Below are 13,249 nucleotides of genomic sequence, written 5' to 3' on the forward strand. Positions count from 1 at the left end.
TTTCAACTAGCTCTTTGATTATAAATACTCTTGCTATTACCATAATAATTAGAGTAAATATGTTGATATACACTAGCTGTCTTTAAACCTACTTCTTCATCATTATAAAAATCTTCTGGTAAATACAGTAGATTATCATAAATAGTACTTTTTACTTGCGCTTTTACTTGTCTGCTTTCTCTCCAATTTTCAACTTTAAGCTTTTCTGACTTTAGAGTTTCTAACGTTTTAACAGCAACTTTCTTAACCTCTTTAAGCTCTTTAGTTGTTAATTCCTTTCCTTCTTTTAATAAATCAAAAATAGCTAAAGTTTCTTGGTCTTTAAGATTCTCTCTAACCACACGTTGTTCTTCAAAAGATAAGTCCTTTATAAAATCATTTAAATTATCAAACGTCTTAACCGTATCTTCTAGACTCTTTCCTTTGTTGTATTCATCTATGATTTCTTTGTAACGTTCATAAAATTCAATACGTAATGGATTTTCTTTAAGCATTTGTTCCAATTGCTGTTCTATAGCTTCTTGTAAGTTAAAAACCAATGTGTTTTTACGAGGCGTTTTAGCAAATGCTGCTTTCAATTTATCAAAATCTAAAGAGGATAAATCAACATACACTTCTTCTTCGTCCTCATTTAATTCATTATTTTGAACAACTACACTATCACTTACTATGGTTTGCAATTCCATGATAATTTGTGTTACATCTGCTGATTTTACATTTTGATTTAAAGCTGTATAAATAGCCTCAATTGCATTAAAATCTGAAACATGTTTCTTTAATTTATCATTAGGAAACAAGGCTTTGTATTTTCTAAATACATTTCTTGCCATCATTTCAAAAGTTGTACGCGTGGTTTCATTTAAACACACACAATCTGTAGCATCTTTAATTTTAGCAATTTTAGACATTGGTTTTGCATCCTTTAAATCTTGAAGCGAAAAGTTCAATTCTTTTAAATAGGCTTTAACATCTTTTATAGCTTGTTTTAATTCTACCTCAACATCTTCTAAAGGCTCTACAGGACTTCCTGATCCTTTATCTTTCCCTCCAGATTTCCCTCCTTCTCCATAAACCGAATACGCATGTTCTAATTGCTTATACACATTACCATAATCTACAATTAAACCGTTTTCTTTTTCATCGTCATACACACGGTTTGCTCTTGCAATGGTTTGCATTAACGTATGTCCTTTTATAGGTTTGTCTAAATATACTGTCGAGACACAAGGTGCATCAAAACCAGTTATCCACATAGCGCAAACTATGGCTAAACGAAATGGATTCTCTTCATCTTTAAATTCTTTTTCAAGATTGCGCTCCACCATTTTTCTACGATGCACTTCAATATCTAAATCCATTTTTTTGAATTTATCTACTTCGTTTTGCTCGCTACTTACTACAACGCAAACCTCTGTTTCTTTTACTTTGTTGTATTTACGTTTTAGTTCTTGTTCATCTTGTTGGTCTTCTGCGTTTTTAATGCGCTCTTCTAATTCTTTTAGGTATTCTGGCCAATAGCCTTGAATCATCTGGTACATTCTAACCGCTGTAGGTTTATCTAAAGCAACATACATCGCCTTTCCTTGATAACCTCTTTCGTTAAAATGCCAAACTAAATCTTTTGCAATAGCATCTAAACGTGGCTGTGCTGTAAGAATCGGATAATTCCGACTAAATAAATATTCTAATTTCTTCTTTTGGTCGTCGTCTAAATCTTCATTTTCAAAAACGGCAGCCATTTTATCATCCAACTCCGGATTGGTAATATCTAGTTTTTCACCTCTATTTAAATAACGTAATGGCAAAGTTGCTTCATCTTCAATAGCACGTTTAAAATCGTAAACAGAAACGTACTCACCAAAGATATTTTTGGTTAGCTCTTCTTCTTCCTTTATAATTGGAGTTCCTGTAAAACCTAAATACGATGCATTTGGCAAGCCATGAAAACGCATATTTCTTGCATAAGTTCCAGATTGTGTTCTGTGTGCTTCATCACTAATTACAATCACGTTTTTACGATCTGTAATTAATGGATACTCGGTTTCTAATTTTGGATCTATCGAAAACTTATGAATCAATGAAAACACATATCTGTGATTTTCAGACAATAACTCGCGTAAATGCTCACGACCAGTCATCCCTTTCTTTTTTCCTGCAATACTGTTTTTATCGTTCACTGCGCCAACACCAGAAAAGGTATCGTATAATTGATTTTCTAATTCGGTTCTATCTACAGCAATTAAAAAGGTATAAGAACCTCCTAGTTTTCGGTGAATCTTTTCACATAAAAACACCATAGAATACGATTTCCCAGAACCTTGCGTATGCCAAAACACACCCAACTTTCCTTCTAAATCTTCAATATTATTTACATTTTCTATTACTTTATTTACACCAATGTATTGGTGGTTTTTAGCCATTAATTTCACTATATCACCTTGTGAATTATCAAATAACAAATAGTTTTCAAAAATATCCATTAAGCGATGCTTATCGCAAGTACCACGTAACATGGTATCTAAACTTACTTCGCCTTCTTCATCTTCTTCTATACGTTTCCAGTCTAAAAAGTATTTATACTTACTAGTAATGGTTCCTACTTTTGCATCTAATCCATTACTTAAAATAACAAATCCGTTATTATGAAATACATGTGGAATGGTATCTTTATAATCTTTTAAGTTATCGTTATATGCATGACGTAAATCTTGATGATGTGCTTTTAACTCAAAAAATACCAACGGAATCCCATTCACAAAACCAATAACATCTGGTCGTCTTAAATACAATTCGCCTAAAACTTCTAGTTGACGGACTGCTAAAAAATGATTGTCTGTATAATTATTAAAATTGAAAACCTTTAGTTTGGTTTTTATCAATTCTCCTTTATCATTGGTGTAACTTACAGGAACACCGTTTTTAAGTAAATGGTTTTTTTCTTTATTGATGCTCCCTAATGTTTGATCTGCTACATTTTGAGTGATTCTATCTACAGCTTGCTGATACGCTAACGCTGGATGGTTTGGATTTAATTTTTTAAGCGCTTGTAATAAGTACCGTGTTAGCACTACTTCGCTTTTATCTTCTCTACCTAATAAACCCGTTTCTCCAAAAGATTCTTTATGCCATGCAGTAACCACGGTCCAACCCAATTGTTCTAAAACATCTTGTGTTGCGTTTTCTATTAAACCGTCTTCTGAATATTCGTAGCTCATGGTCTTACTAATTTATTTAATCTGGTTTGATACCCTTGTGTATAATTTCGTTTTGATTTGTCATTTAAAAATGAGGCTTCAATAAGTGTTAAAACTTCATTTTGCTTAGAAGTTAGGTCTTCAAAGACTTTTTTAGCTTGTTTTTTTGAAATTCCAGCCTGTTCAGCTAAAACATAGAACTGTTCAGTTACTTTTCCTTGTGCTAAATTTGGTGGCAATAAACCATCATCTAGCGCAAAATCTTTATCATCTATATGTAATCTGCTATTTAATAAATCGTAAGCAGGACTTAATTTAAAATCTCCTAAAGGCGTTTCTATTAATGAAAAGTTTTTAAAATGTGCATCACCATTAGAGAACAAATAGTTGAAAAGAATGCGCTTAAATAATTTTATAGATTCTACAGTATAAGCAGGTGTGTACTTTTTTAAAACCTGGAAAAGCTCAAAATAATTACCTGAATATTTAAAATCTTCACCATGTGTTTGCGGTGTTCTACCTGCTAACGAAGCAAAATCTTCCTGAGCCCATTTACTACCATCATCTTTAACATCAAAACGTTTTGTAATATACGCTGGATCTCCATTTTTAAAGAAAATAAGCGCATTTTCTGCGGTTTCCATAGCAAATACCTGACGTGCAATTTGCATAGTTACATGCTCATTAGCTGGCATTTGATTCGCGTTTTTACCAACATTTGGAATTGGTTTTAAAATATATTGTCCTTGCTCTCCTTCTTCTATTAAGCGTAATTTATTTTTTTCTAATAAGACCGAAAATTTTTCTTGCACACCAGAAATAGACATTCGACTTCTATTATTGGTAAATAAAGCATCTGTAATAGCGTTACTTGCTGGCGAATCATACGGTAAAATGGCGCTTACCTTTTTACCATTAAATACGCGTCGTAAAGCGGTGTTGCTATACGATATATTGTCAACAGCTAGTGTGCTTGGGCAATTATTTATTTTTGGCAAACCCATTAATTATTTATTTTATGTATTTGAACAGCTCCAATAGTATCATATTTTGCAGTTGTTATTAAAATGCCAAAATGGTCTTTTGTGTCAATTCGATTTTCGAAACAAACCGTTTGTTTATTAGTACCTTCTGGTAACATATTATAAAAAAAAGGAAATAGATATGTCGATGTATAGTCTTGTTGTGTTTTGGGTAAGGTTAAACTAATAGCTGGTTTAGTTGAATCATGAAACCATTTATCATGATAGGTAAATATAAAATTACCATCGTCTAACTGCGTTAACACACCTGCAGCTTCTTTTTTATATAATACTTGGGCTTGTCTCATGAGTTAGCATTTAAGTCTTTAACAGTAAACGTGAGTTCCATACCTAGAGTGTTTCCTATTTTGGTTAACGTCTCTAAGGTTGGATTGCCTTTACCACTTTCAAATTGTTTTAGTGTGCGCAAACCAACATCAGAAAGCTCTGCAAGCATTTCTTGTGTTATTTGAAGCGTTTCTCTACGTGCTTTTACGGTTTCTAATAATGTTTTATAGTGCATTATATGGCTCTTTTAATATAAATATATGCAATTTTATTTATCAACAATACAATAAGTGCTTTTTAACGCACTATTAGAGTTGTTTTGTGATTTATTAATGGTTAATTACATGGATAGTGCTCTTTATCGCACTATTTGTATTTCTTTTTCTATTAAACCGTCTTCTGAATATTCGTAGCTCATAGTTTATATCACTTTTAAATATTGATCTTTTATACTTAGACTATTCTCAATTAATAACTCTATTCTCATTAGAAAAGCTTTTTCTGAATTTAATAAATCTTCCATAGTCATATTTTCATTTACAAAAACACCATCAACAATAAACTTGCTAGTTTTTGAATCTCCTTTACCAAATAAACTATTTGAATATGCTTTTTCTTTGTTTAAAGGTTTAGATAATGGATAAATTAAACCTCCAATAATAACATCGGGTTGATAATATTGCATATAAGTATGAATTTGATAAAAATCACTTCTATCTAAATCTGAATATTTGCTTTGCTTAGTTTCTAATTTCATAGTTTTAAACTTGGCATCAAAAACAATAATTTTATTGGAGTATTTATGCTTTAGAACTAAATCAGGAAGCATCTTTCTACTATAAAATAAGCCATTATATAATTTTAATTCCTCTTGACCTGTTACATACCAATCTTGAAAGTGACGACTTAAAAGCTTCTCTAAATACACTTCAAACAACTGAGAAATATCAAATAAATAACCAGAAGTTTCAAGATTATTGTTTGTTTCTTTTGGACTTAAATCACGTTCTAATAAAATAATCTCCGCATACTCAATCACTTTTTTAAATGAAGCATACATTGGATTGCTAAGTATTCTATGATTTTTTGCTTTACGTAACGTTTCCATATTTGCAAAGCGACCAGAATAATTTTGCTTTAATAATTGACTAACACTAAATAGTTTATTATTAATATCGTTACCAAACTTTTTTTGCAATCTTTTTACAGTAAGATACAAAACATCAATAATCTCTTGAATATAAATTTGCTCTCTATAAGTTGTTGTTAATTTTCCTCTAAACGGAATATCTTTTTTTAAATATGCGTTCAAATCTATTTTACCTCTTACTTTATGACTGCGTTGTGTGATACTTTGGTATTCTTTTGGCAAACCTAAAACTGATGCTTTTTCTAACGATTGTATAAATAAATATGCAATTATGTATTGAAACTCATTTTGTTCTTCTTTTTTAGATGCTTTGGATTTTTCTGTATTTATATAAATATCATTTACAAAATTTAGCATTCTACGAAGAAATACATCGCCATGCCTTGTCGTTATATTGAATTTACAACCTTTATAATAAACTGCTCCAGAAAATAAGCCAGACTGAATGAAATACTCCTTTTCATTATTAGCATTCTCTTTTGTATATAGTTTTAAAATTAAATTTTCTTCTGCAAGGGTATTCTTCTGATTTTTAAAACCAACTATCTGCAATTTCTCTACACTAGCACTGTTCGTTTTTAATTCATAAACAGAAGAAAATAAATCAGAAATTAATTTTCTAGATTTTGTTTTTGAACGTATTCCTGTCTGTTCAATTAAGTGAGTTACACTTAATGGGTTTTCTTCATAATAATTATGATTATTTGGAACACTTAACTCCATTACTTTTGCTTTTTTGAAAATAGATTTTTAAATATATCTAAAGCCAAAAATAGTTTAGCATCTAATTCACTTTCAGGGTATAATGCTCTTAAATATTCTTTTAATGTTGGTTTCAAATAAAGATTAAACAATTGCTCTATATTGTTTTCTGTAATTGATGGTCGTTTTGCTATATCTTTCATCTTCATAAAAAAGGAATGTCCGAATTCATATGATCTACCCAAACCTAAGTCTTGAGATATATAATTATTTAGTTTTTCACATGCTGCTACATATTCTTCAATATTACCAAAATCATTACCATTTTTATATTTAGTCTCATCTAAAACCACATTATAATCACAATCTTTTCTAATCCACTTAAAACGTCGTCTTAGAGCCAAATCAAACGTATCTATACTTTTATCTACATCATTCATCATACCAATAAAATAAACATTACTTGGCACACCAAAATAGGCTTGACCGTTTATTAACTCATAAGCTAATTCACTTTTTTTATCTTTATCTAATTGCTCTATAAGTGATGAATATTGTGTTTTAATTAAATTTAAACCATCTTTATTTGCAACATTATGCCTGTAATCTTTTTCTAATCTTGATAAGGTTTCACCAAATACCGATGATAAATTTGCTCTATTAATTTCATCAACTACAAAATAGAAAGGCTTTGGATCTCTTTTCTTTTCTATAGCCTTTAAACATTCTTTTTTAGCTCTTATACAAAAGAGTTTAAAAACACCGTTAACTAATTCAAATTTAATATTACCATCTTTTGTAACTCCTTTAGGTTTTATCCCCTCTATAAAATCTTCATACGTAAAAGAGGGATGAAATTGTAACATTTCATATCTATTTTGCTCTCCTTGACAAACAAAATCTAAATTATTTGTAACCTCATATGTTTTACCTGTTCCTGGAGGACCGTATAAAATTACATTTGGCGAATTTTCATCAGCTAATCCTTGTGCATTACCATATTTCCATAAAAAGAACGACAGTAAAACACTTTCTACTGGGGTATCTTTTACATCTAATAGCTTATTAACTACTAAGCGTAATTCATGGTTTTTTGCTAAATTACTTGAAGTTTCACTTTTTAAGAAATCACTATGTAAATAATCAATCATGTCAGAATAGATAAACAAGAAATCATTCATATGATCTAATACTGCTAATTTTCGTAATATCTGTTTTGCTTGATATTCACTATTCTCAAAAATACTTGCTTTGTCTATTGCATTTTCACATAAAGCTACTCCTTCAAATAAAGGTTTAATTTTTTCATTAAACTCTTTATTCGCTTCTTCTATGCTTTCATTTGACCTATTTTTTCCTATGGAATAACTTCCATTTTCGTTTAACTTAACACCAAATGCAAGTGCAGAACCAGCAGGTTTAGCTGATCCAAATACTGATTTAGTAGTTCTTTCTAAAAAATTACATAAATAACCACCAGGCATTTGATCTTTATCTTTATCAATACGATTCGTATAATCTTCAATAGAAAAAGTGCCATCAACTATTTTATCTTTATACTTTTTCCATTCTGCTTGAATTTGCTCAATATCATTAGCAATATCATTGAGTTTATTTTCTGAGAATTTCTGTTTATATTTTTCCCATAATTTTTTGATTACTTCAATACGCTGATCTGATAAATTTATACTATTCATAAGGTTTTTCCTTTTTGCCAATTCATACCAATTAATAACTACTTGTGAAGTTTTAGTGCTTAAATCATTACAAATTGACAAAGTGCCTCTTGGTTGAGGAATATAAAAATTGTAATCATCTTGATAAAAGTCTAATATTTCTATTTTTCTTCTAAGGTTAAACCAATCAAAACTACCATCGACAGTATTTAAATGATAGGCATCACCTAAAACACGCACTATAGATATAGGAGTTTGACCTTGTTTAATAACAACAATATCTCCAACTCTAATTTCATTCTTAAATTGCTCAGGTGCTGTAACAGGATCTCCATTTTTATTATTCCAGGAATCACCTAAACCAATAATCTTTTTTTTATTAATTATGTCTTTAATTAAATAAGGAGGGAACTCATCTTTTCTATCACCTGGATGCATTTGCATATGCCAATAATTCATTCTTATCTTTTTCTGTTTAGCTTTTTATTATTTTTCTTTTACTATCCTTCTCCACATTAACTCCATACCTATCACTCCACTCATTAGACATTGTTACAAAATATCACTCGCATCTTTTAAGTGTTTGCCTTGACTATATATTCTATTAAAACTCATATCAATTAATCAAATTTAGGATAATCACTTTTATCTTTAGGCAAGCTAATTCCTTTACCATCATATTTCCAATATTCAGAATCTTTCAAAGATGGATGAACTTCAATCTTAAAATCCGAAGAAATACCAATCAACCTTTTTTCATCTTTATACAAATCAAACAAGTCGTGAATATCTGATCGTAATAAAATGCCATTATTCACAACACTTGTATGAGCTCCATTATAAGGCTCTATATGTGCGGCTTCTAATATTTCTAAAACTCTACTTCCCGTTACAGCGCAGGTATTATTATAGGCTTCTAAAAGTTCTTTTCTAAATTTAGATTGCCCTAAACGCTTCTTTATTTTTTGAAGTGTAAATTCAGGGTCCTCTTCATTAAATTCAGTATCACTCAATACATCAAGTGGGTTTTCAAAAAGTTTTTCTAAATCAAAATTATCTGAATAAACTAATAGTCTCTTAGTACTATTTCCTCCCGTAGTAGATTTTTTTTGTCCAGATTGTTTAATTCCCTTTTTTATATCTTTTAATAAAGCACCAAAGTCTTGTACTTTAGTTAAATCTATTATGTCCTTGCCATTAAATGATATTTTGCGTTCATCAATGTTTGCATAATTTGAAGAATTAGAAGCTACATATATTTCTAAATCTGCAACTTTTGCATTGTGCATTTTTTTTAAAACATCGGTTAGTAATAAACTGTGTTCCGGATTTCTATAATTATTAGAATTTTTTGTTCCTCCACGCGATTCTATAATCAATCCTTTCAGCCCTATTTTGGCCTCTATTCCATAATTTAAAGTTGCTTCAAATTCTGTTTTAATTTCTTTCATTGTTTAACTTTAGATTGACTAATTATATTTCTCACACTCCTCCGCAACCATACCCAAATACTTATCTACCTCCAAACCATCAACAACTTGCCCTGAGCTTCTAGAAGGGTCTATCATCCCACTCATTAAACGTGGTAACAAAATATCGCGTGCTTCTTTTAAGTGTTGGTTTTGGTTTTGAAGATTATATATTAATTCCAAATTTTGCTCCATTGGTATTGAAAATTTCTTTTGAATATCTAATGGTGGTAAATTGATTTGAATACTTTTAAAAGCACCATGATTCAAATCTGGCTGAGCTGAACCTGTTGCAAGTGATTTTGCTGTTTCTACTATAGATGGCGATATTAAAAAATAATAGAGTAATAACCTTTCAATTTTATCATTTGCACTTACTCTGAAACAATTATTATAAATAACTCCTCTTCTTCCCATAAAAGCATGACCAACTTGTCCTGTTCTACTATAAATGATTTCATTTTCATTAACCAAAAACTGCTTTGGAATAGTCTCTTTTACAAACAATGTTTCTGTGCCATTAAATAAATCTCCAATTTTCAATAATGGAAAACCTGTTTTTTCTTTTGAGATATGGTGGTTACTTTTTTTATTTAAAGCAAAACCTTGTTGCAATGAAACTAATTCTTCTAATGTTCTCTTCTCCCACCCAACAGGCAAACCACTAACCGCATCAACATCCACATCCTCATAACCAGGAAATTTAAAACGTACAAACCACTCTTCATAGGTTTGTTGTGCTTGTTCTTCTAATAATTTTATGCGCTTTAGGTTGTTTTCTATTAAATCATCATAAGCTGATAAAATGGATGCTATTTTGCGTTGGGTTTTTAGTGGTGGAAGATTGATTTTATATTGAGGAATAGATTTTTTATTACCACGTGGCATCTTAGTTCCATTTGCTCCCGCCATCATAAAATCAAAGAAATCATCTTTAGATAAATAATAATACAGAAAAGTTGAGTCTGCCAAATTCTGATTAGTTCTAAAAACAATAACATCATTCGAGCATCCTCCATTTTTATCTGCAAACCAAATCTTCTTAAAATAAGGTCGAATATTTGAAACTAATATATCGTTCTTTTTAAAAGTTGTTGCTTTCCCAGAATCTTTTACATAACTTGATTTAGTAACTCCACCTTTGTCAGGAAACATGTTTTCTGCTGAAATAAAGTTATTTTCATCTAATTCCTTAGTTTCAATTTTTCCATTCCAATATGGCGCAACTTTTTTAAGCTTTTCTTCTTTCCAACCTTTAATCATAACTTAACAGATTGTATTTGCTCCATTAAACTATTGGCTTCGGTATTGAGTTGTGCTAATTCGGTATGGATTTCGGTCATACGTGTTTTGTAGTCAAAATCCATATCAATATTTATCTTCACACCAACGTAGCGTCCTGGTGTTAGGCTGTAGTCTTGTTCTACTATTTCTTCAATAGAGGCTATTTTGCATAAGCCTTCTACGTCTTGGTATTTGTTTTCTGGGAAGTGGGTTTTTAGCCATTCGTTATTTTCGAGAGATTGCTTCGTTGTGCCTCCTCGCAATGACAGGTCGTTACTCCTAAACGAATTCATAATAGCGGTTAAGCCTTCTAATTGATCATCGCTAAAATCGTTAATAGTGGTGCTTACTTTTCTGTATACATTTCGTGCATCTATCATTAAGACTTTGTCTTTATTCTCTTTCTTTTTGCCTTTATTAAAAAACCAAACATGGCATGGTAAACTACGTGTGTAAAAAAAGTTGTTGCTAATGGCAACCACACATTCTACATCTCCTGTTTCTATTAATTTTTGGCGTATTAGTTTTTCGGCATTTCCTGCATCGGTTGCAGAACTTGCCATGACGAATCCTGCACGTCCTGTTTCATTTAAATAACTATGAAAATATTGCATCCATAAATAGTTACCATTGCTTATGGTTCCTTTTCCTGTTAATGGTGCTCCAAATGGCAAACGATCATCATCTGCTAAAAACTTATTTTTACCATCAACTTTATCGACATTAAAAGGTGGATTCGCCATAACGAAATCGCACTTTCCTGTTAGGTTATGCGGATTGGTATAAAAACTATTGGCTTCTATAATTTTACCTTCTATACCATGTATGGCAAGGTTCATTTTTGCTAAACGTGTGTTGTTACTTTTTAGCTCTGTTCCATAAACTCTTATGGTTTCGTTTACTTTTTTATGTTCGTGATTTTCTACAAAATGAGCGGTTTGTACAAACATACCACCAGAACCACAAGCAGGATCGTGTATAATTCCGTGATTGGGTTGTATAAAGTTTACAATTAGGTTTACTAAAGAGGGTGGTGTAAAAAACTCACCTCCTTCTTGTGCTCCTGCACCTTGCATAGAGAATTTCATTAAGAAAAACTCGTAAATACGTCCAAACACATCGCCTTTGGCATTTTTTACGGCGTCTTTATTAAAAACACGTACCAAATCGCGCAATAGTTTATCATCAAACTCTTGGTAGCTTTTTGGTAGAATCCCTTCTAAATCTGGATATTCAGCTTCAATAAGCTTCATGGCATTGTTAATGGCTTCGGCTATGTTTTCTTCTTCTGGTAAATCGGCTAGATAATCGTACTTTGCTTTTTCTGCAATATACATAGCTCCTGCGCCTGCATAATCGCCTTTATTGGCTTCACGCTTTTTGCCTGTTCTTGGATTTATAGGAAGTTTTTTTTCTACTTCAATTTTAGCATCCTCAAAACGGTTTTGCGCAAAACGCAGTAATACTAAACCTAACAATGGGTCTTTATATTCGGCTGCTGTTAATTTAGAATTTGCTCTAAGATCATCGGCTGCGTCCCAAAGTTCGGTTTCTAATTGTTTTATAGTGGTTTGGTTCATTTTTATGTTTTATACTGTTGCGTAACAGCGGTAGTGTACCTTTTATGCTTAAGCAAAGTTTATTTAATCTCCTCCAAAAACACTATCGTAGTTCATAGAATCTTCATCAAAATCTTCATCGTGTCTATCCGGAAACATTCTGTCTAGCTCTGTTTCTGCATCATATTCTCGAGTACCTTTTACAAATTTTTCTATTTTTTTAATCAGTTTTTCTAGTTTATCTAACTCTATAGAAGCAGGCACTTCTTCGGTAGGAACAAAGTTGTATTTAGGGTGCTTTTCTGCTTGTTCAAATAAGTATTCCGTATCATACTTTATTTCGTTAATTAATTCATAGAAATCTCTTTCTTCAATCTCAGAATTTTTCTCTTTAAGTTGATTGAATGCTTTTTGATGATTTTCGAAGTAAGTCATTTGTTTTTTTTGCAATTTAAAATACGTATACGCCAAAAAATGACGTATTTACGGAACTATTTATTTTTTCTTTTTCAGAAACTAAAAATACTAAATCTGATTGATATATAAATATGGTTTTCCATAATTATATAAAACGATAGTTAGAATAAAATAGCGCGGAAATACTTACGTATTCTTTTAAAAATAAAACAACCTCATAACCAGCTAACTACATATATACTGATTAAAAATTATCATTAAAAAAATTAAATTATAGTTTTTAAAACACTACTTTTTTGGGGGGTAAAAATTGCTTTTTAAACGAGTAAAACCAAATTAGTCTTAGGTTTTTACTTTGCGTGGCAATAGTATCTTATTCGGTAACTAAACAAAAAAAATTACTAGGTACCTCTTCTTTTAAGAACACATCTTTTTTTTACAATAATTGAAGAAATAATAACATTAGGTTATTTATTTTTCTCTTCACT

The 13,249-nt window shown here is 30.8% G+C and carries 10 protein-coding genes; all 10 read right to left on the bottom strand.

Annotation, left to right across the window (positions count from 1 at the left end):
* Nucleotides 1-2: 2 nt before the first annotated feature.
* On the bottom strand, nt 3-3,215 hold the full coding sequence (locus H0I29_RS01210) for a type I restriction endonuclease subunit R (RefSeq protein WP_218754131.1): 3,213 nt from the start codon (nt 3,213-3,215) through the stop codon (nt 3-5).
* The gene (locus H0I29_RS01215) at nt 3,212-4,198 is read right to left on the bottom strand and encodes a type II toxin-antitoxin system HipA family toxin (protein ID WP_218754132.1); all 987 of its coding nucleotides are present in this window, start codon (nt 4,196-4,198) and stop codon (nt 3,212-3,214) included. Before H0I29_RS01215 ends, H0I29_RS01210 begins: the two co-directional genes overlap by 4 nt.
* Entirely contained in the window at nt 4,198-4,524 is a 327-nt protein-coding gene (locus tag H0I29_RS01220; protein ID WP_218754133.1) for a HipA N-terminal domain-containing protein, read from the bottom strand. Before H0I29_RS01220 ends, H0I29_RS01215 begins: the two co-directional genes overlap by 1 nt.
* Nucleotides 4,521-4,739 (bottom strand): helix-turn-helix domain-containing protein, encoded by a 219-nt coding sequence (locus H0I29_RS01225; RefSeq protein WP_218754134.1) that lies wholly within the window; start codon nt 4,737-4,739, stop codon nt 4,521-4,523. Before H0I29_RS01225 ends, H0I29_RS01220 begins: the two co-directional genes overlap by 4 nt.
* A 186-nt stretch (nt 4,740-4,925) precedes the next feature.
* Nucleotides 4,926-6,377: an McrC family protein gene (locus tag H0I29_RS01230; RefSeq protein WP_218754135.1), complete on the bottom strand. Its 1,452-nt coding sequence runs from the start codon at nt 6,375-6,377 to the stop codon at nt 4,926-4,928.
* The gene (locus H0I29_RS01235; RefSeq protein ID WP_218754136.1) at nt 6,377-8,491 is read right to left on the bottom strand and encodes an AAA family ATPase; all 2,115 of its coding nucleotides are present in this window, start codon (nt 8,489-8,491) and stop codon (nt 6,377-6,379) included. The genes H0I29_RS01230 and H0I29_RS01235 overlap by 1 nt, the downstream gene beginning before the upstream one ends.
* Before the next feature lie 161 nt (nt 8,492-8,652).
* Nucleotides 8,653-9,483 carry an HNH endonuclease gene (locus tag H0I29_RS01240; protein WP_218754137.1) on the bottom strand — a complete coding sequence of 277 codons (831 nt, stop codon included), beginning with the start codon at nt 9,481-9,483 and terminating at the stop codon, nt 8,653-8,655.
* 18 nt (nt 9,484-9,501) lie between these two features.
* A complete protein-coding gene (locus H0I29_RS01245) occupies nt 9,502-10,764 on the bottom strand; it encodes a restriction endonuclease subunit S (RefSeq protein ID WP_218754138.1) in 1,263 nt (420 codons plus the stop codon).
* Nucleotides 10,761-12,365 carry a type I restriction-modification system subunit M gene (locus H0I29_RS01250; RefSeq protein ID WP_218754139.1) on the bottom strand — a complete coding sequence of 535 codons (1,605 nt, stop codon included), beginning with the start codon at nt 12,363-12,365 and terminating at the stop codon, nt 10,761-10,763. Before H0I29_RS01250 ends, H0I29_RS01245 begins: the two co-directional genes overlap by 4 nt.
* 63 nt (nt 12,366-12,428) lie before the next feature.
* A complete protein-coding gene (locus tag H0I29_RS01255; RefSeq protein ID WP_218754140.1) occupies nt 12,429-12,779 on the bottom strand; it encodes a hypothetical protein in 351 nt (116 codons plus the stop codon).
* Between the last annotated feature and the right edge of the window lie 470 nt (nt 12,780-13,249).

The sequence above is a fragment of the Polaribacter sp. R2A056_3_33 genome (assembly GCF_019278485.1).
GTDB lineage: Bacteria > Bacteroidota > Bacteroidia > Flavobacteriales > Flavobacteriaceae > Polaribacter.

Excerpts from the sequence above, each read along its gene's own strand:
- H0I29_RS01210 (WP_218754131.1), bottom strand. The coding sequence starts at position 3,215 with ATGAGCTACGAATATTCAGAAGACGGTTTAATAGAAAACGCAACACAA.
- H0I29_RS01245 (WP_218754138.1), bottom strand. The coding sequence starts at position 10,764 with ATGATTAAAGGTTGGAAAGAAGAAAAGCTTAAAAAAGTTGCGCCATAT.
- H0I29_RS01240 (WP_218754137.1), bottom strand. The coding sequence starts at position 9,483 with ATGAAAGAAATTAAAACAGAATTTGAAGCAACTTTAAATTATGGAATA.
- H0I29_RS01225 (WP_218754134.1), bottom strand. The coding sequence starts at position 4,739 with ATGCACTATAAAACATTATTAGAAACCGTAAAAGCACGTAGAGAAACG.
- H0I29_RS01230 (WP_218754135.1), bottom strand. The coding sequence starts at position 6,377 with ATGGAGTTAAGTGTTCCAAATAATCATAATTATTATGAAGAAAACCCA.
- H0I29_RS01250 (WP_218754139.1), bottom strand. The coding sequence starts at position 12,365 with ATGAACCAAACCACTATAAAACAATTAGAAACCGAACTTTGGGACGCA.
- H0I29_RS01215 (WP_218754132.1), bottom strand. The coding sequence starts at position 4,198 with ATGGGTTTGCCAAAAATAAATAATTGCCCAAGCACACTAGCTGTTGAC.
- H0I29_RS01220 (WP_218754133.1), bottom strand. The coding sequence starts at position 4,524 with ATGAGACAAGCCCAAGTATTATATAAAAAAGAAGCTGCAGGTGTGTTA.
- H0I29_RS01235 (WP_218754136.1), bottom strand. The coding sequence starts at position 8,491 with ATGAATTATTGGCATATGCAAATGCATCCAGGTGATAGAAAAGATGAG.
- H0I29_RS01255 (WP_218754140.1), bottom strand. The coding sequence starts at position 12,779 with ATGACTTACTTCGAAAATCATCAAAAAGCATTCAATCAACTTAAAGAG.